Source organism: Alteromonas sp. AWJ4_199 (genome assembly GCF_056159165.1).
In genome coordinates this window covers 123,185-143,559 of the sequence record NZ_JBSWUR010000003.1, presented here as the reverse complement: position 1 = coordinate 143,559, position 20,375 = coordinate 123,185, and the positions used below count along the sequence as shown (strand labels likewise).

The 20,375-nt window shown below is 43.1% G+C and carries 15 protein-coding genes; 13 read left to right on the top strand and 2 right to left on the bottom strand.

What is annotated here, in order from left to right; genetic code table 11:
* Positions 1–29 precede the first annotated feature (29 nt).
* From ACXAER_RS17695 to ACXAER_RS17665, 7 genes are all read left to right on the top strand, one after another.
* Positions 30–1,118, top strand: a complete 1,089-nt coding sequence (locus ACXAER_RS17695) for a tryptophan 2,3-dioxygenase family protein (protein ID WP_474831391.1) — start codon at positions 30–32, stop codon at positions 1,116–1,118.
* Between the two features lie 251 nt (positions 1,119–1,369).
* On the top strand, positions 1,370–4,315 hold the full coding sequence (locus ACXAER_RS17690) for a TonB-dependent receptor (protein WP_474831388.1): 2,946 nt from the start codon (positions 1,370–1,372) through the stop codon (positions 4,313–4,315).
* Between the two features lie 323 nt (positions 4,316–4,638).
* Positions 4,639–7,440 (top strand): TonB-dependent receptor domain-containing protein, encoded by a 2,802-nt coding sequence (locus ACXAER_RS17685; RefSeq protein WP_474831386.1) that lies wholly within the window; start codon positions 4,639–4,641, stop codon positions 7,438–7,440.
* Positions 7,441–7,529: 89 nt separating this feature from the next.
* The gene (locus tag ACXAER_RS17680; protein ID WP_474831383.1) at positions 7,530–8,660 is read left to right on the top strand and encodes a 2OG-Fe(II) oxygenase; all 1,131 of its coding nucleotides are present in this window, start codon (positions 7,530–7,532) and stop codon (positions 8,658–8,660) included.
* 5 nt (positions 8,661–8,665) lie between these two features.
* A complete protein-coding gene (locus ACXAER_RS17675; protein ID WP_474831380.1) occupies positions 8,666–8,938 on the top strand; it encodes a hypothetical protein in 273 nt (90 codons plus the stop codon).
* A gap of 51 nt (positions 8,939–8,989) precedes the next feature.
* The gene (locus tag ACXAER_RS17670; protein ID WP_474831378.1) at positions 8,990–9,979 is read left to right on the top strand and encodes an aspartyl/asparaginyl beta-hydroxylase domain-containing protein; all 990 of its coding nucleotides are present in this window, start codon (positions 8,990–8,992) and stop codon (positions 9,977–9,979) included.
* On the top strand, positions 9,979–11,787 hold the full coding sequence (locus ACXAER_RS17665; protein ID WP_474831375.1) for a 2OG-Fe(II) oxygenase family protein: 1,809 nt from the start codon (positions 9,979–9,981) through the stop codon (positions 11,785–11,787). Before ACXAER_RS17670 ends, ACXAER_RS17665 begins: the two co-directional genes overlap by 1 nt.
* Before the next feature lie 9 nt (positions 11,788–11,796).
* On the opposite strand, the gene ACXAER_RS17660 is transcribed toward ACXAER_RS17665, so the two are convergent.
* Positions 11,797–12,351, bottom strand: coding sequence for a 2OG-Fe(II) oxygenase (locus ACXAER_RS17660; protein ID WP_474831372.1), 555 nt, complete (start codon positions 12,349–12,351; stop codon positions 11,797–11,799).
* A gap of 554 nt (positions 12,352–12,905) precedes the next feature.
* Here ACXAER_RS17660 and ACXAER_RS17655 point away from each other — a divergent pair.
* From ACXAER_RS17655 to ACXAER_RS17630, 6 genes are read left to right on the top strand one after another with little or no spacing between them, the layout of a single operon-like run.
* Entirely contained in the window at positions 12,906–13,667 is a 762-nt protein-coding gene (locus ACXAER_RS17655; protein WP_118489934.1) for a DUF3450 domain-containing protein, read from the top strand.
* 6 nt (positions 13,668–13,673) lie between these two features.
* Positions 13,674–15,032: a MotA/TolQ/ExbB proton channel family protein gene (locus tag ACXAER_RS17650; RefSeq protein WP_474831370.1), complete on the top strand. Its 1,359-nt coding sequence runs from the start codon at positions 13,674–13,676 to the stop codon at positions 15,030–15,032.
* A 1-nt stretch (position 15,033) separates the two neighbouring features.
* Positions 15,034–15,558 carry a MotA/TolQ/ExbB proton channel family protein gene (locus ACXAER_RS17645; protein ID WP_012517736.1) on the top strand — a complete coding sequence of 175 codons (525 nt, stop codon included), beginning with the start codon at positions 15,034–15,036 and terminating at the stop codon, positions 15,556–15,558.
* A gap of 11 nt (positions 15,559–15,569) precedes the next feature.
* Positions 15,570–15,968, top strand: a complete 399-nt coding sequence (locus ACXAER_RS17640) for an ExbD/TolR family protein (RefSeq protein WP_012517737.1) — start codon at positions 15,570–15,572, stop codon at positions 15,966–15,968.
* Between the two features lies 1 nt (position 15,969).
* Entirely contained in the window at positions 15,970–16,581 is a 612-nt protein-coding gene (locus tag ACXAER_RS17635) for an energy transducer TonB (RefSeq protein ID WP_012517738.1), read from the top strand.
* Positions 16,582–16,583: 2 nt separating this feature from the next.
* Positions 16,584–17,849: a tetratricopeptide repeat protein gene (locus tag ACXAER_RS17630; RefSeq protein ID WP_474831369.1), complete on the top strand. Its 1,266-nt coding sequence runs from the start codon at positions 16,584–16,586 to the stop codon at positions 17,847–17,849.
* A gap of 151 nt (positions 17,850–18,000) precedes the next feature.
* On the opposite strand, the gene ACXAER_RS17625 is transcribed toward ACXAER_RS17630, so the two are convergent.
* Positions 18,001–20,343: a tRNA(Met) cytidine acetyltransferase TmcA domain-containing protein gene (locus ACXAER_RS17625; RefSeq protein ID WP_474831368.1), complete on the bottom strand. Its 2,343-nt coding sequence runs from the start codon at positions 20,341–20,343 to the stop codon at positions 18,001–18,003.
* Positions 20,344–20,375 lie beyond the last annotated feature (32 nt).

Genomic DNA, 20,375 nt, shown 5'->3' with positions numbered 1-20,375 from the left:
GTTAAAATTAGTATTAAGGCAGCACTAAAATGAAAAAGAATATAGAGCCCTGCTATTACGGCGATTACTTACATTTAGACAAAGTATTGGGCGCACAAGAATTGCAGAGTGAAAAATACGGTGATGCTGCGCACGAAGAGATGCTATTTATCATCGTACATCAAGTTTACGAACTATGGTTTAAACAGGTTCTTCACGAGCTCAATGCCGTTATTGATACCTTTAACCAAGAAACGGTAAAAGATCAGCAGTTAACACTCGTTGTGCATAGACTCCAGCGAGTCATACAAATACAAAAATTAATGAATGATCAAATTGCTATTATGGAAACCATGACGCCACAGCAGTTTTTGTCATTTCGAGATTACCTTGTACCTGCGTCTGGTTTCCAAAGTATTCAGTTTAAACGCTTAGAAATTTCTCTTGGTTTAAAACGCGATTTTAGAATCGATTTCGATAAGCAAAGCTTTTACAACCGACTGACCGATAAAGATAGGGCGCTACTAGAGAGCCTCGAGAGCAAACCAAGTTTGTTTGAACTGGTCGATAATTGGCTATCTAGAATGCCGCTATTAAAAACAGAAGGGTTCGATTTTTGGCAATACTACAAAAATGCAGCCGACGAAATGTTGAAAGATGACCATCACACCATTTCTACCAATGATATGTTGTCGGAGACTGAAAAACGCCAGGAGCTTAAAGACCTCCAAACCACTACGGAAAACTTCGACGCCCTGTTTGATGAAGCTAAATTCGAAAAGCTTCGAGGTGAAGATAAGTTCCGGCTAAATCATAAGGCGCTATTGTCTGCGCTATTTATTAAGCAGTATTCCGAAGAGCCTATCTTTAATCTTCCGTTTCAACTTATTACTGCATTAACTGAAATAGACGAGCAGCTCACTATCTGGCGCTACCGTCATGCAATGATGGTGCAGCGCATGCTGGGCACTAAGATTGGGACCGGAGGGTCTTCTGGGCACCAGTATTTAAAGAAAACTACTGAGTCTAATCGTATCTATCTAGACTTTTTTAACATGGCAACATTTTTATTGCCTAAAAGTGCGTTGCCTGAGTTACCTGAATCTGTGAGAAAGCAGCTAGGTTTTTATCTACAGTAGACTTTAATATGCGAAAAAGTGCATTTTTATCAGTTGTTTATTAATATTTGAGGCGGGTTCTACGGGTAATCGCTTAAAAGAATCGTTTCGTCGCAATTTACCCTCAAATAAGTTGATCACTCTGCTCTGGATAGTCAATTATCCTTTTGGGTAATATTTATTATCTTTAATAATTACAATGATTTAGGTTGGCTTAATTGATTTTTCATAAAAGCTTAACACTAAATCGAGACTAACCAGGGAATACGTACATGTATCAAATCAAGAGAAGTGCAGTTGCATTAGCGGTTGCACTGTCAATTGGTGCAATTGCACCAGCTTTAGCGAATAACACGAATGGCTCTATTCAAGGAACATCTGTTCAAGTAAATGGCAGCAGCCTTGCAAATGTTACCGTTACCATCGAAAACTTAGACACGGGTCTAACACGTTCTGTACAAAGTGATGAGTCAGGAAACTTCCGCTTTCCACTACTTCCTGCTGGTAACTACAAAGTTACCGCCGAAAAGAATGGATTTCGTACTACCATTCAAGAATCTGTAAAAGTTGGTATTAGCGGCAAAACAAATCTAGATATGCGTCTTGCCAGCGATGACGTAGAGCGTATTGAGGTTACTGGCACCACTATTGCCATGGTTGACGTGACGAGTTCAAGTACTGGTATCGTAGTAGATAGCGTAACGTTAGATAGAGTACCGGTTCCACGTAACCTGACTTCTGTAGCGCTATTAGCACCAGGTACTACTCAAGGTGACTCAGCATTTGGAGATCTGCCTTCAATTGGCGGTGCGTCTGTGGGCGAAAATGGTTACTACATTAACGGGTTAAACATCACTAACTTCCGTACTGGCGTGGGTTCAAGTGAGCCACCGTTTGATATGTACGAAACGTTTGAAGTAAAAACGGGGGGGTATTCAGCAGAGTTTGGACGTGTAACAGGCGGTGTTATCAACGCTAAAACCAAAAGTGGTACTAACGAATTCAAAGCGGGTGCCAACTTTTACTGGGAACCAGATGCACTTCGTGAACAGCGTGATTCCTCACGCAATAACGTCAATGGCTTGTACCGAATTGACAATACGCAAGATGAAGTCGATGAGTGGGACGTTAACGTATGGGCAAGTGGCGCTTTAATTGAAGATAAGTTGTTCTTCTATGCGTTATTCAACCCTCGCTCAGCAGAAAATAACTACGCAGGTGCGCAAACTAATACGTCTGACGGTGTTCTTCAGAACGGTTATTTCGAAAAAGATGACGATGCATTCTGGGTAGCCAAAATTGATTGGTACGTTACTGAGAACAATATTCTTGAAATCACAGCTTTTTCTGATGAACGGTCTACAGAAATCACGACTTATGATTCTGTCGACGGCGGTGATTACGTTAATGGTCGTGTAGGGTATGAAGATGAAGGTGGTTTAAACTACACGGCAAAATGGACGAGCATCATTAGTGATGACTTTTCAATATCTGCTCAGTACGGTATCAACAAACAAGACAGAACTGTGCGAAGCGAACTAGACGGAAACCCAGTGGTTTACTACCGCTATGACAGTACGTCAGCGTTTGTTCCAACCAACACATGGGCTAATTTCACCGCGGAACAGGGTGATGATGAACGTGAAGTTATTCGATTGGATGCTGACTGGTACGTGGGCGACCATTCAGTACGTTTTGGTGTTGACTACGAAAAACTAACCTCTAATAGTAACACGGTTAACTCTGGTGGTGCTTACTATCTGTACTACGTAGATGATAGTGACGCAGCTAACGAAGAAATTTACCAAGTTCGTTATCGCGATTATAACGTAGGTGGTCAGTTCGACTCTGAAAACTTTGCTTTTTATGTTCAAGACCAATGGCAGGTTACTGACAACCTAGTTATTAACGCAGGTCTTCGCAACGATACGTTTGAAAATTTCAATGCGGACGGTGAGTCTTTCGCTAAACTCGACAATCAGTGGGCGCTTCGTCTAGGTGCGGTATGGGACGTATTTGGTGATGGCGAGTCTAAAGCATGGGCGAGCTACGGCAGATACTACTTGCCAATTGCAGCAAACACGAATATTCGTCTTGCGGGTGCTGAAACCTATACACAAGAGTACTACGAGTTTGAAGGTTTTGCTGATGAAGCCTTGGGGATCCCTAATCTGACGGGTGCTAAAACTCAGCCAGATGATGTTTTCGCCGATGGTACTGCAAAGTCTCCAGATGAAATTGTAGATCAGAACTTGGATTCAATGTACTCGGATGAATTTATCGCAGGCTATCAGTTCCAGTTGAACGATGAATGGAGCATGTCAATTCAAGGTACATATCGCGAGCTTTCTACTACTATCGAAGATATGGCGATTGATGCCGCTGTTATTGAGTGGGCGGCAGCAAATGGCTATGGTGATGTATCTGATATCTGGGGTGGTTTCCATCAGTATGTGTTAACTAATCCTAACTCTGATATGCGCATTGGTACTACCGAGTTACCGGGTGCTGAAGGTGAGCTAGTTTTCATGGACTTATCAGCGGAAGATTTGGGCTACCCTGATTCAATTCGTAAATATGCAGCGGTAGATTTTATGTGGCAACGAGCATGGGACGGTGTATGGATGCTTAACGCAGCATACACATGGTCACACAACTGGGGTAACAACGAAGGTTATGTACGTTCAGATAACGGTCAAGATGATGCAGGTTTAACAACCTTATTTGATCAACCTGGCCTGCTTGATAACGCCTATGGTGACTTGCCGAATGACAGACGTCATCAGGTGAAACTTTACGGCGCTTATGCTGTAACTGAAGACCTAACCCTTGGTGCCAACCTTCAGTTCTGGACCGGTCGTCCAATCAATGCGTTTGGTTACCACCCAACAGATATTTTTGCTCAGGCTTATGATTCAGAGTCGTTCTTTGCCGGTGGCGAGCCAGCGCCTCGTGGTTCGCGTGGCCGCACGAGCAGCTATTACTCAATCGACGTTTCTGCGTCATACAATATAGATATTGGCGAAGATCAAACATTGGTAGTTCGAGCTGATATTTTCAATTTGCTTAACAACGACCGTGTGACAGAAGTTAACGAAATATACGACGATGAAAGTTCAGCTGATCCAACGAATCCTGATGTAAACCCAAATTACGGTCTACCGACCGCATGGCAAACACCTAGATACGTTCGTTTCAGCGTAAATTACTCGTTCTAATACGCTTTTAGAGCAAAAAATAGAAATAGGGCGCGGGTATACTTTAGTTGTAAACCGCGCTTTTTTATTGGCTAGTTCAAAAAGTGTACTGCCAGGTTGTTTTTTGCGCTCTAAATGTTAAATGTAAGTTAATATTTACGAAACAAGGTAAAAACAGAAAAAAAAATTGAACTTTTACGGAACACCCGTCTGATCCCAGTTGACCGCTCGCTTAGGATGTGGTTATTATCAAAGTGAGGCTTCGACCTTACTAATAATAATTCGTTATATAAACGATTTAAGAAACACACACTAAGAGTTTTAGTGGTCCAGGGAGACAATACATGTTTACAAACTCTAAGCTGGCTAAGTCAGTGAAGTTAGCGTGCGCATTCGGTGCTGCATCAACTATCGGCTTCACTGGTGCAGTTAACGCACAGGAAACCGAAGAAGCAGCGGACGCAGTAGAAAAAATCGAAGTAACAGGTTCTCGTATCCGTCGTACCGACATTGAAGGTGCAAACCCAGTTACAGTTATGTCACGTGTTGATATCGAAAAATTCGGTATTACTTCAATCGGTGACGTTCTTCAGTCTATTCCAGCAGCTGGTTCTGCTATTAACACCAATAATAACAACGGTGGTAATGGTACAACGACTATTAACATCCGTGGTATCGGTTCGAATCGTACGCTAGTACTTGTTAACGGTAAGCGTTGGTCTCCAGGCCTTACTGGCTCTGTTGACCTTAACAATATCCCAGCATCTATCATTGAGCGTATCGAAGTACTTAAAGACGGTGCATCAGCGGTATACGGTTCTGACGCAGTTGCAGGTGTTGTAAACATCATTACTCGTCAAGATTTCGAAGGCGTTCACGCGTCTGGCTACATGGGTCAGTACGATGAAGGTGACGGTAACAAAGAGCAGTGGGATATCGGCTTTGGTACCGCTAACGACAAAGGTAATGTTTACGTAAACATCAGCTACGTGGAAGAAGAGCCTACACTTGCGGGCGACCGTGAAATCTCTGCAGTACCTACTTTTGGTACGCCAGAAGGTTTTGGTGGTTCATCGGCTCCTCCTCAAGGTCGTTTTTGGACTTTTGACCAGGCTGACACTAGCTTTAACCAACAAGGCGACGGTAACGGCGGTCTAGAGCCGTGGGTTGAACCTTCTAGTCGTTTCAACTTTGCGCCGTTTAACTATCTATCTACGCCGCAAGAACGTACTAACATATATACTCAGGCACGTTATGAACTTACAGATAACCTATCTGTTAACGTAACTGGTTTCTACGGTAACCGTAAGTCAGAGCAGGCTCTTGCGCCTACTCCATTATTCATCGGTACTGCTTTTGGTGACTCGGGCTTTACGCTAGCAGCGAACAACCCGTTCAACCCATATGGTGTAGATATTTCAACTGACCAATCAGTACTAGATGCAGATCCAAATGCACGCGAAATGTTCTTATTCGGTCGTCGTATGATGGAAGCGGGCTTCCGTAGCTTCAAACAAAACGTTGACCAGTTCCAGTTTAACGGTGGCTTCGAAGGTGTAATTGAATTTGCTGACAGAGAGTTCTTCTGGGATGCAAACTACACATACGCTGACATCACTCAGAACCAGTTAACTGACGGTCTTCTAAACATGAACCGCGTAGCACAAGCTATCGGCGACCCAGCTAACTGCACGGGCGAGTGTACTCCGCTGAACCTATTCGGTGGCTCAACAGACATCGGTGAAGGTACTATCACGCAAGAAATGCTTGATTACATCACATTCACTGCGCAGGATGAGCAAAGCACTTCTTTAGAAAGCTACTCTGCAAACATCTCTGGTGAGCTTATTGAGCTTCCAGCTGGTTACCTAGCGTTCGCATCAGGTTACGAGAAGCGTTGGCAGGAAGGTTATGACCAGCCAGATGCAATCATCGCTGCGGGCATCACTTCAGGTAACGCGCGTCAGCCTACCGCTGGTGCATTCAGTGTCGAAGAAGTTTACTTAGAACTTGCTGTTCCACTACTTTCAGATATGCCTGGCGTAGAGCAGCTAGACCTAGAGCTTGCTACTCGTTACTCTGACTACAGCAACTTCGGCGACACCACTAACTCTAAAGTGGGTATTAAGTGGCGCATCAATGAAGACCTACTTGTTCGTGGTACTTGGTCTGAAGCATTCCGTGCTCCATCACTACAAGAATTGTTCCGTGGAAACAGCGACAGCTTCTCTCCACTAACTGACCCATGTAATGGCGGTGCGGCTGGTAACCCTGACCTACCAGGCTGTGCAGGCATCCCTGCTACTTATTCGCAACCTAACACGCAAATCCGTACTACTATCGGTGGTAACGCGGACCTTAAAGCTGAAGAAGCAGAGAGCTTTACATACGGTTTCGTATACTCGCCAGAAGCGGTTGAAGGCCTATCAATCACGTTTGATATCTTTGATATCGAAGTTGATAATGCGGTTTCTACTGTAGGTGCACAGACTATCCTTAACGCTTGTGCTGAAACTGGTGTTAACCTTTGTTCACTAATAACACGTGGTGCTGGTGGTAACGTTGTTGACCTATTCAACGGCGCAACTAACCTTGGTGGTCAGACAACGTCTGGTTTCGACTACAACGTAGCTTATAACTTTGAAACTGAGTACGGTGACTTCCGCATCAACTGGGATGGTACTTATGTTGACGAGCGTACTACTATCGTAATCGACCCAGTAACAAATACATCTACTGAGTTTAACGATGCCGGTCTTGCAGGCGACCGTGACGTTGTTCCACGTCTACGTACCAACCTAGCAGTTACTTGGGCATACGACGACTGGACAGCTAACTGGCTAGTTCGCTTCATCGGTCACACGACTGAAGAGTGTTCAATCAGCGATTCACTTGACCAAGAACTATGTAGTGATCCAAGTGAAGAGATTGGTGGCGATAGCTTCAACGAGCTTGAAGATATGGCTTATCATGATGTATCACTAGGTTATGCGGTTAACGACAACCTACGCATCACGCTTGGTGTGAACAACTTGTTCGACACTGACCCAGAAGTTTCTTACTCGACGTTTGCTAACAGCTTCGACCCGTCTATGTATGAAATCCCTGGACAGTTCTTCTACTCACGAGTAAACCTTAACTTCTAATTGAAGTTGTAGATAGAATGATAAAAAGCCTCTTCGGAGGCTTTTTTGTTATGTGTGACCCGTCCTAAATATTGTGTGGACAACAGGTAATGAATATAGAACAGTGTATCAAGAATGCTAACCAAGCCCATGTATCAGGAAACACTGATGAGGCAATGCAATGGCTAAGGCAAGCTGGCGAATTGGGAGACGTTAATGCAGCGCTAGATTATGCTTATTTTATATCAGGGGAGAACCCTGGTGAATCAGTAGCGTTCTTAAAAGGGGTAGAGTGTGCTGATAACCCCGTCGTACAGTTCCATAAATTACAAATTGGTTACTTTGGTGACGTAATAACGAATACCGAGTTGGTGGCTAAAACGTTACTAGCACTTGGTAATAAAGGTGTTGTAGAGGCCTACTTAGTTGCGCTTTCTTATCTATCGGTAGGTAGCACTACATTTTCTTATGTTGCGAGCAGAGTGTTTAACTTAGCACCAAATATCTTTAAACAGCTCAACTTAAATTCAACGGCACAAGCTACTAATGACGAGAGTGTGCAGCAACAAGTTATTCAAGAAATATCTGAGTCGCTTAATAGCGTATATGAACCTTCAAGCGTCTTAGATAAATTGTTACCTATTAAAGTTTATGAAAGCATACTCTCTGATTATGAATGCCATTACATAGTTACTAAATTCAGTGCATTGTTACAACCCTCTATGGTTGTAGATCCTCTAACGGGAGAAGGCAGAATTGACAGTGTGCGTACTAGTTATGTTGCTATCATCGCGCCTAATCATTGTGACTGGATCACCAGAAAGCTAGATAAAGTTATATCTCAAATCACTAATACGCCGAAAAGTAACGGTGAAGCGTTAAATTTATTGCGGTATGAACCCGGCCAACAGTACAGACCTCACTATGATGGGTTAAACGAAATAAACGATGCGCACATGTTTAAAGACGGAAAGCAGCGCACTAAGACAGCACTCGTTTATCTGAATACAGTTGGCGAGGGTGGAGAAACCCTTTTTCCTAAACTTAATATTAGGATTGCGCCAATAAGCGGAACTGTCGTTGTTTTTTCTAACACGGATAAAAATGGTAAGTTATTACTAAACAGCTATCATGCAGGCGCACCGCCTATTTCACAAAATAAATGGTTAGTTACAAAATGGATTAGAGAATGTCCAACTATTTATGGTAACGTAGTTCATGGTACTTATACTAAGGGATAACACGGATGAAAAAAGTAACGAAAGTAATTCTTGCATCAAGCCTAGCACTAGCCTTAGGCGCATGTGGTTCAACTGGCAATCAAAGCTCTCAGTATGCGAAGGCTGATACCAATGCAGAAGACGACGGTATGGTCTGCAAAATGGAGAAAAAGATAGGTTCAAACCGCATGCAACGCGTTTGTTACTCTGTAGAAGAAAGAGAACAAATGCGTGAAGCTGGTCGCGACGGCTGGTTGCGCATGCAGCGTGGAACAGAAACTGGCGGCGGTGACCTGTAAATACATCCAATGTTAGTTTAATATGGGAGGCAAAACGCTTCCCATTTTTGTATGACTAAAAAAAACGATAATAGCCCTGAAGACGCACTAGCGCGGATCACAGTCGCAATCAATTCGGGCGACTATGATGACGCACTTTCTCTTTACCGCGATGTTTATTCGCACTACCCTGATTATCTGTCGCCAGAACCTGACGTTCTGCTTTCTAAATCTCAAGCTACACATATTCATAACGCCGCGAATTTGGCTCGACGTGATCTATTTGCAAAAACCGCATCAATGGGTTCGAGTGAAAGAATTAAACGTGCTATCTCGATGTTTTGTGGCGCGGAACAAAAGAGGCTTGATAAGGCACTTCAAGCCCCTAGTTTTTTATTTATTCCAAACCTTCCCTCCGTGCCGTTTTCAGATATAAGTGTGGTAGAAGGGCTTGATATATTTATTGAAGCGCTTAGTACCCATAAAGACGCTTTTATGTCTCTATTGTCACGTGCTAACGAACAGTACATTCACGAAATAGGCGTTGTGCCTGACACCGAAGAGTGGGCAAGGTTAACGGAAAATTGGAATTCGCTCCATGTTATGAAAGCAGGCAAGTTTACCGAACATAGTGATAACTTGCCCAGTGAAGTAAAAGCATTATTTAACTCGCCAATTCTGGCCCATTGTCCGGTACACGCGCCAGAGGTAGTCATTTCTGTGCTGCAGCCACGTACTAAAATCCCTCCCCATTTCGGCATTTCTAATCTTAAGTGGACGTTACATATTCCACTGGTAGTTAATGATAAGTCCTATTTACAGGTCGCTAATGAACGCATGTATTGGAGCGAAGGAAAAACAGCGATTTTGTTTGACGACAGCTATCAGCATAGCGCAGAAAATGAGGCCGAAACGGCCCGGGCAGTCTTAATAATAGACATTTGGAATCCCCATCTAACGCTTAAAGAGCGAGAAGATGTAGCCCATTTTATTTCCAAATATGGGGAATGGTCTGTGCAGTATGGAGCGCTAGCTTCTTTGGATAAAAGGTTATATAAATAATGCAGTCGCAGCCAAATATTGTCATTCCAAACCTCATTAATGCTTTTAACCGAGGGGATTTTCTTTTTGTTATAAATACATTAAAAAAAAACGGGGCGTTAGTTCGTGTAGACCCTGTAGTCTCTCAATTACACGGCAGTGCGTTAAGGAAAATAGGTAAACTTGATGACGCTGTTAAAGTCTTTGAGAAAGGCTTAAAGCTGTTTCCACAGTCTAGTGACCTAATGAACAGCTATGGAAATTTGTTCCTCGACAAAATGCAAAGCGAAAAAGCTATTTTATGGTTTACAAAAGCCCTAAAAATTAAGCCTACCGAGTTTGATTACAGATATAATTTAGCAAGGGCTTTTTATACTGCCAAGCGCTATTGTGAAGCTGAAAAGCAATGTCATCAGCTGCTGACAACACAGCCAAACAAAAACACAGTTTTGCTGCTAATGGCATCAATTTTAGTAGAGGACCATCGCGATGATGTGGCTGAACGTTATTTGAAGCAATTATTAGACACCGAACCACAAAATATAAAAGCGCTTAATAATTTAGGAAATATCAAACGCAAAAATAGCCAGTTCGACGAAGCAATATCGCTCTACAAACAAGCGTTATCGACGGGAAACCCAACCGCAGAACTGTTCCAGAATCTAGCGGCAGTATTAGCATTAAAGGGGTCAATGAATGAGGCCTTCGCCACTTATAAAGAGGGGATACGGCTTTTTCCTACTAGTGTAAGTTTGCATAAAGAATATGCTCATTTAGCTTGGGTTCAAAATCTGGAAACGCCGTTTTCTTATTTAGAAGCAAACTTATCAATTAACAACCCTGATTTAATTTTAGCTTATACGGAATTTATGATTAGGGTAGAAGAGTACGATAAAGCTAAGCTATGGTTAGAAAAGCTCATTGAAGCTAAACTTCCCACTTATCAAATTGCCGTAGCGGCCAGTTTATCAAATACGCTAAGAGAGCTTGGCTATTTTGAAAAAGCGCTAGCAACCGTTAGTGTCAAAGCGTCTAATCCCACACTAGAGACGCTTCCTTTACTGATTGAGAAAAGTTACTCATTATTAAGTCTTAAAAGGTACAAAGAGGCTGTAAAAGCGCTCGAGCTTGTGTGCCGAATTGCGCCCCTTAATCAGGGCTACTGGACATTATTATCTACAGCGTACAAAGCTAATGGTGATGAGGCCAAATATAATCAGTTATGCGATTATCAAAGGTTTGTGAGTGTGCAGCCGTTGTTAGGAAACGAGGACAAGAACACAAAATTTATAAACATCCTCAAAGCGCACCTCAATACGCTTCACAACAACGAAAAGCATCCTATTGGGCAATCGCTTCGCAATGGTTCTCAGACATTTGAAAACCTTCTCGATTCAGCGCATCCAGTAATTAAAGAGCTAAAAACTTCAATTGAAGCTAGGGCTAAATCATTTCTATCAACACTCACTAAAGAGAAAAGACATCCATTTTTATCCCGTCTGAGTCAAGACATTGATTTTATCGGCAGTTGGTCGGTAAGGTTGCGACAGAAAGGATTTCACAAATCTCACTATCATTCAGAAGGGTGGCTGAGTGGAGTTCTGTATGTGGACGTACCGGCTGAAGTTAAAACAAATGGCAACGGTTGGTTGGTCTTCGGGAGGCCAGATATAAGTGGCGTCGAAATGCCAGAAGACTTTGCAGTGAAGCCGAAAGAGGGAAATATTGCTTTCTTCCCTTCCTATATGTGGCACGGCACAAATCCAATTGTAACTGATGAGCAAAGATTAACCGTCGCTTTTGATATCGTGCCAGATAAAACGAGTTAAGAGCCTGACTTAAGCTGGCTCTAACTTAAAAGCAAGTGTATATCGAGGCATGTAGCAAATACGGTTTGGTGGTCTACCTACATGTTTGATTGCTCCATGAAATACCACAGTCCTTCCAGGCTTAGGTGTGCAGGCGAAAACGCAATCATCTTTACTGTTGTAAAAAAGTGTTTCGCCACCCCACTCTATATCCCATTCAGGGCACAGGTAAACCAATACCGTAAGTTCATCTGATTCAGGCAAACAGTCAGTATGTGTAAAAAGCATATCCCCATAGGATGCATAATTAACATAGCCTCGATATGCTTTGTAGTGCTTACCGGTGGTATTGAATATTTCATTAATAGCGTGTTGATAAACTGCTAATCCTCGCACTTGTGTATCATTAAGCTCTACTGCCCAATGCTTGTATTGTGCAGTATCGGGACGCGCGATTTCAGTATGTTTGAATGCGCTAATTTCTAAACCTTTAAATATACCAGTTGCTTCTTCAAGAGAGCATAAATTGTCGAATACCCAAACAGGTTTGTCATCAATAGTGTAGCTATATGCAGGTGCGATCATAGTTTAATCATTCTTGTTATGTATAGGTGCGGTATAAATAACAAATTGTGTATAGCAAGCCAATGTTAAATTACACGATTATTTTTTTACACTTTAGATTTGATAAAGACCAACGTCATCTTCCCAAAAAGGTAATTGTTGAGATAACAAGCTAAGCAATATTGTAATAGTCTTGATGCTTTTGAGCTATTGCAGTGAACTTTACTGCACGTGTTTGCATTTCACCTTCAGTTTTATGCATTTAAACGTTTAATTTAGGATAAATATTAAACGATTAAGATGTGTCAAGGTTTATGCAGAATGAATTTGAATGCACATTCAACCCAACTGAGCGGAAAACGAGCAGTTAAACCTAAATCTGTTAGGTGTAAATAGTGTGTTACTTGACTAAACGTAACAATCCGTGTGAGTATACTACGTTCGTAGTACTGAACATCGACGTCAGTGCTACATTCCTGAAACAAAATTGTGAAAGTTTTATACGCCCCTTGCCCGAATATTTTCCTTATCGGCGAGGATTCAAATAAGAAATTTGGTTGGGAACTATGTCCAAAATGAGCAAGAGAACTCTTATTGCTTCTACTGTTATGGGTGCATTCGCACTAACAGGTAGTGCAGTCTCTGCAGATACGCTTGAAGATCTTCATAAAGAAGAAGCGAAAATCCACGCGGCTGCAGCGAAATCTCAAGAAAAAATCAACACGTTGTTTGAACAGTCTCAAGAACTACTTGTTGAGTATCGTCAAACAGTAGATGAGACAGAAAACCTTAAAATCTACAACGATTACATCGCTAGCCTTGTTGCAGACCAGCAGCGTGGAATCGACTCTCTACAGCGTCAAATCGACAGCATCGAACAAACTAAGCAGGGTATTGTTCCTCTTATGTTCCGTATGATTGACAGCCTAGAGCAGTTCATCAAGCTAGACCGTCCAATTCGTTTGGAAGAGCGTCTACAGCGCGTTGAGCGTCTTCGTGACCTGATGGCTAACTCTAACGTTACTGTTTCTGAGCAGTTCCGTCAGGTACTAGAAGCTTACCTAGTAGAAGTTGAGTACGGTACTAAGATCAATTCTTACCAAGGTACTATCGATGATGCGGGTACTGAAGTAACTGTTGACTTCTTTAACCTAGGTCGTACAGCTTTACTAGCTCTTTCTCTTGACCAAACGCACGCATGGGTTTGGAACAATGAAAGCCGCACTTGGGAGAAGCTAGGTGATGAGTACCTTTCTTCAACTATTGACGCAGTAAAAATGGCTAACGGCACCATTCCTGCGGCTCTTGTTAAACTACCAATTAGCGCAGCGGAGTAATTGTTAATGAAACCAGTATTCAAATCTCTTTTAGCCGCTGCGACAGTTGCAGTTGCGGCAACCGGAGCGCAAGCTCAGGAAGCAAAGAGCCTGAAAGATCTTTTAGACCAGGTTCAACAGAACCGTGTTTCTGAAGCTCGTCTAGACAAAAAGCGTGAAGCTGAGTTCCAATCAGCACGTGCTGACAAGCAAGCGCTTCTACGCAAAGCTCAAGCGAACCTTAAAGCTGAGCAAGACCGTGGCGATCGTCTACAGAAGCAATTCTCAGATAACGAAGTAACACTTAACGAAAAAGCCGCTGAGCTTGACCAAGCTACTGGTACGCTTGGCGAAATGTTTGGTGTGGTACGTCAAGCATCTTCTGAAGCTTACGGTCGTATCTCTACATCAATCGTTAGTGCACAGTTCCCTGGCCGTAGCCAGTTTCTAGCGGAAATGTCAGAAGACTCTAAAGGTCTTCCTAACATTAAAGAACTAGAAGACCTATGGTTTGCACTTCAAAAAGAAATGACTGAAGGTGGTGAAGTTGTTAAGTTTACTACTGAAGTAGTTAACCTAGACGGCGGTTCTTCACAGCAAGAAGTTGTTCGTATTGGTACTTTCAACCTTGTTGGTGAAGAAGGTTACCTAGCATACGATGCTGAGTCTGAAGTTGTTCAGCCTCTAGGTCGTCAACCAGACGGTCACTTCGTAGCGTCTGCTGAAGATCTAATCGACGCGACTTCAGGTTTCACGCCTTTCTACGCTGACCCTTCTCAAGGCGGTATCCTTGGTCTATTGAAGCAAAAAGCGACAATGTCTGAGCGTTATCACGCGGGTGGTCCAGTAGGTTACACAATTACGCTAATGCTAGCTGTTGGTCTACTTATTGGTCTTTATAAGATGATCACGCTTACCATCACTGGTGGTAAAATGCGTTCACAGCTTAAAAACGTGAACAGCCCATCTGAAGGTAACCCTCTAGGTCGTATTCTTAAAGTTTACCAAGAGAACAAAACTGCTGATGCAGAAAACCTTGAACTTAAACTTGATGAAGCGATTCTTCGCGAGCTTCCTAAAATTGAAAGCGGCATCAACGTAATCAAGATTTTCGCAGCAATTGCTCCTCTACTAGGTCTACTAGGTACAGTACTAGGTATGATCGAGACGTTCCAAACTATCACACTATTCGGTACTGGTGACCCACGTATGATGGCAGGAAGTATCTCAATGGCTCTTGTAACTACTGCTCAAGGTATTATCGCGGCTCTGCCTCTAATCCTTACTCACAGCATCGTAGCTTCTCGTAGCAAGTCAATCATCCACATTCTTGATGAGCAAACTGCGGGTATCGTAGCTGCTCACTCAGAGTCGGAGAAAGCGTAATATGAATTACCTGATTGGATTATTCGAATCGGTCAGGGACTTTATCGCTACCGGCGGTGACGTACTTTACTTCGTTGCTGCCGCGCTCTTTCTCATGTGGGTTTTAATGATTGAGCGTTACTGGTATTTAACCTCGGTCTTCCCAAAGGTGAAGAAAAACATCATCGCGAATTGGGATGCCCGAGCAGATACCACATCATGGTATGCGCATAGAATCCGTGACGCGTGGATTTCTCAAGCGTCAGACGATCTAAACGCTAGAATGCTGATTATCAGAACCATTATTGCAATGTGTCCACTAATCGGTCTACTTGGAACAGTAACCGGTATGATCAGTGTTTTCGAGACAATGGCAACACAGGGCACCAGCAACGCACGTCTAATGGCGGCTGGTATCTCTATGGCGACTATCCCGACAATGGCGGGAATGGTAGCTGCGCTATCTGGGCTGTTCATCAGTTCACGTCTTGAAGCGAAAGTGAAGCTGGCAAGAGAAGGGCTAGTTGATAGCCTGCCACATCATTAGAGAGAGAGATTATGGCTCGAAAAGTCAGAACCGAGGAAGAAGATGCACAGATCGACATGACGCCCATGTTGGATATCGTGTTTATCATGCTGATCTTCTTTATCGTTACCACTGTTTTCGTTAAAGAAGCAGGGATCGAAGTCAACAAGCCAGATGCGAGCCAGGCGATTCTTCACAAAAATGCAAACATTTTCATCGCCGTAACGGAAGACGGAAATGTATGGCTAGATAAGCGTGAAGTAGCGCCGGACAGCGTAAGAGCGAATATTGAGAGACTGCTTACCGAGCAGCCAACTGACTACGTAATCATCCAAGCTGATGTAAAAGCAAAGCATGGTTTAGTAGTTGAAATTATGGATCAGGTTAAAGCCGCTGGCGTTAACCGAGTCTCGGTAGCGGCAAGGGGATAAGATGTTACGTATACTTGTATCTATTGTATTAGGTGCTGCGGTTGCATTTGCCCTTTTCGTTCTAATGGCCAAGTTGATTGAAAATTCATCTAGACCAGCAGACGAAGTACCGCCTGCACCGGTTATCGATATTGTAATGCAGGAACCAGACGACCAGACGCAAACGCGTACTCGTGTTCCACCACCACCGCCGCCACCGCCTCCACAGCCTCCTAAAATGGAGCAAGTAGAGCCGGAAACAGCGGAACCTGATGCAGATGGCTTTAGCTTAGCTATTCCAGCTATCGACACAGGTGGTGTTGGTGTAAACATCGGTGGTGTTGGTGCAATGCAACGTGACGGTGAAGCTACACCTATCGTTCGTATCGACCCGAAATATCCACCTGATGCAGCCCGCGATGGCCGTGAAGGTTGGGTAAGACTGTCTTTCACTATCAACGAAGTTGGTGGTGTTGAAGATATCGAAGTTATCGAAGCTGAACCTAAGCGCGTATTCGACCGTGAAGCACGTCGTGCTCTACGTAAGTGGAAATACAAGCCTAAGATCGTTGATGGCAAGCCGGTTAAACAACCTGGCATGTTCGTACAGCTAGACTTTAAACTGGAGCAATGATCATGATGAAACGTACATTCAAAATGTCAGCCGTTGCTTTAGTGCTAGGCGCAGGTGCGGTGCTTTCAGCACCCGCTGCTCTAGCGCAGTCATCACCTGTTGTTTGTCCTGGATATGAGAAAGGAAAAACAACGCTTGTAGGTGAGCGTACCGGTAAAAAAGTTCAGAAAGCTTTTGAGTTTTATAACGAAGACCAAGTCAATGAAGCACTGAATGTTCTTTACGAAATCGACCCATCAGACGATTTTGATAAAGCTTACGTTAAACGTTTTATTGGTAATTTACTTGCTGCGCAAGAAGGCCAGGGCGGTAAAGCACTAAACTATTTGGTTGAATCCGTTGAACCAAAGGTTCTTAACGACCTTGAGCACTCTCAAACACTTAAGTTATTAGGTGACTTGAGCATGCAGGAAGAGAAGTACACTGATGCCATTAAATGGTATAACAAGTGGATGGACTTCACGTGTAAGGAAGACGCTGACGTTTATACGCGTTTGGCACAGGCTTATTTCGAATCTAAGCAACTAGCTAAGATGGTAGAGCCAGCAGATAAAGCAATTGCTTTGTATGAAGAGCCAAATAAAAACCCGTATGTACTTAAGCTAACGTCTTACTACGAGCGTAAGATGTACCCTGAGACTGTTGCTGTGGCGGAAGATCTTGTTAGAACTTTCCCTCAGGAAAAGACTTGGTGGTCGCGTCTAGGCTTTTTCTACATCTTGGTTGAAGACTATAAGAAAGGTCTTTCAACGCTAGAGCTTGCTTACATGCAAGGTTATCTAGAAAAAGAGTCAGAAATCAAAACGCTTGCTCAGCTTTATCAAAGCAACGGTATGCCTTACAAGGCGGCTAAGTTGCTTGAAAAGCACTCAAAAGAAGGTTTGCTTAAAAACGATGCGGATATGTTAGCTAACATTGCTAATGCATATCATCAGGCCAAGAACTTCAAAACAGCGGCAAACTTGTATGCACAAGCTGCGGCTAAAAGTTCAGATCCTGAGCATTATCGTAAGCAAGGTACGCTTTTACTTGTAGCGGAAGACTACAAAGGCGCTATTAAGGCACTAGAAAATGCTCTAGAGCGTGGCGCAGAAAGCCCAGCAAAGATTCACTTCACACTTATGGAAGCGAATTTCTATGCGGGTAACTTTAAGTCTGCGTACAAGCATGTACAAGAAGCTAAAAAAGACCGCTCACTACGCCGTAACGCGGCTGCGTGGGAACCTTACATCAAGGAAAAAGCTAAAAACCGTGGTATTAACATTTAATATTCGGTTTTAGCAAAAAAGCCTCCTTCGGGAGGCTTTTTTTGTCTTTAGCTAAGGCTTGTTTGCCCTAAAGATGAAGCAAAAAAAGTATAAATTCGTTGTCCAACGAACAGTAGAAGCATTCAAATCTTTTTGAATAGCGTTATTTAAATTAATTTATTGAATCGAAAGCGGGTTGGACAGTCGTTCTAATAAAGGATGTGACCTCTTTCAATCCATTTACTTTTATATCGTGATCTTTTAATAACGCCTCAATACACGCTATTTCTCTATCAGAACTTGTAAAAAGCGCTTTCAAGTAATCCTGTGAGTCTATAATGTTTACTAACTGATTGAGTACAGTAAGCGATTCTTCGTGCTCTAAAGCCAAGTCACTGTATTTCTGTCCTCCGCTTTTTTGACGCGACTTATGGTCATTCTTGTTGCTCATCGGTTCTATTTCGCAAGCTAACTTTTTTAAGATGGGCCACACATCGTCTAGTGGGCGTGTTCTTAGAGTAAAGTGAATAAGCTTGTTTACATAGGTTGAAAGAACATAGTGGGGAAGTTCATCTAGCTTTGCGGCACTGTTGAGGCTAGTTTTCAACGCGATAAGCCTCGTAACCATAGCTTTTGCACTAGAGGTTTTCGGTAAGATAGCTAAAGCACTGGTTTCTCCACTGGCTTTGTTTGGTTTTCTCCCATAATCAACAATTTGAAAACCCTGGTTAGACCAAAACTTGTCGAGTTTAGCTGTTGTCCCATACGACGTGCACAAAGCATCAATGGCTTTATCATGAGTTATTTCAATCAATTTTTGAACAAGGTAGCTACCAATCCCTCTGGCTTGGAGCCTCGGCTGTACTGCTATACGGTTAATTCTCCAGTAATTAAACGTTGCGGCTTTAGGGTCTGCCGACAGTAATGTTAACCTCTGTGCACCTAGGTGACCCTGTGGACGGCGACGCCCCGATGCAATCTCACAAGATAAAGCGCCCAAGCTGTTGCCTCCCTCAATATTGATTATTGCCGCAGCAAGCACCAACCTTTCTGTTTTAAGTGTGGCAACAAGCACGTCTGGGCTGTCTAATAAACGCATGAAGTCGTCAGGCGTTGTTTGGTAATGTGCAAGCGCAAGAAGTGACATCACTTGTTGAAGCATGTGTTCAGCCATATTTTCAAATGAACAAATATTGAAACTACAGACCTTCATCAACAACTCACTGTCTTCTTGCTCTAAAAGTGCGATGTTATTTTTAGCTCGGTTTTCAGAGGCGAAGAGGCACGGGGTATCTTTCTTGGAATATTCTTCAAACAAACAGGTGTGATTTAAGAACCTCTCAACAGGATCGTTATCAAACCAACGCAGCGGCGTTGACAAACTTAGGTGCTCAACATTGTTAGGTAAGTTAGGAATGAGTTTGTGAATGAAACCATTTCCTGAGCCTTCGTAACCTTGAAGCGTAGTACTTAATACCCACTGTGGATTATGGGCCAACATACGTGCTAAAACAGGCAATGGTAAGGACGCTGCCTCATCAATCACAACAAGATCGAAAGGGGCATTCTTACTGCAACCATTGTTATTGCAATAAGAAGAGGAAGAAGGACTGCTGCTATAAAGAAGCTCACTGTCTGGGGGGACCCATTTAACCGAACCTAGAGGTGTTATTTTGTGATCAATTGGCGTTGGTTCTTTGTCATCAGAGAAGCCATAAGATGACAAAAGCGGGGGGGATATCGAATCCTTGTGATTATTGACACGCGACATTAGGTTAGCAACGTTACTCACTTGCTCGCTAGTAAGCAGCACGTTTTTTCCTTCGCTGATCAAGCGATCGATGAATATACCTAATAGAGAGGATTTGCCCCGTCCCCTTGGAGCAGTGACGAGAGCATTTAATTGGTTTACTGAGAATGCCTGATACAAACTTTCATAGGCATCTTGTTGTTCTTGCGTTTTAAACCGCGCACTTTTAAAAGCGTGTTGCTTAGGTGTTTGCCCTACGCGATACCTTTCTACATCAGGCAGAATAGTTTCAGTTTCTGTATGAAAGGCTACATACTCGTTATTCCGAAGGCGTTCAATAAAGCGGGCGAGGTAACGGCTGCGAGCAAGCGTAAAACCTTCTGAAATAAACGGCACAGAAACATTTTCGACCCACTCACTGAAATCTGGGCACACAAGTACTAAACAGCCTTGGCGTTTAACAGTACCTGCTACAGCCATCATATCTCCTGGCTTGAAAGTATCGCGGCAGTCCAAGATAGCCGTGTCGTATTCGCAACCTAGTACCTGTTTGCGCTTTTTTCCTTTCAGCGTGTTACCAGTAAAACTTGCAATGCTCATCGATGAAACGTCATCCGCGAGCGAGTGTATGCAGCAAAGTGCGGCATTACAGAAAGCATTTCCGCCAGAGACAATAAGTATTTTTCGGTGAAGCGGGGGAGTGACGTTTGAGCCATCTTCACAATAAGGGGCTAATAGCCATTCGCGTAATTGAGTTAGCGCCATGAATCAGTTTTTTCGGTATAATCTAACGCTAT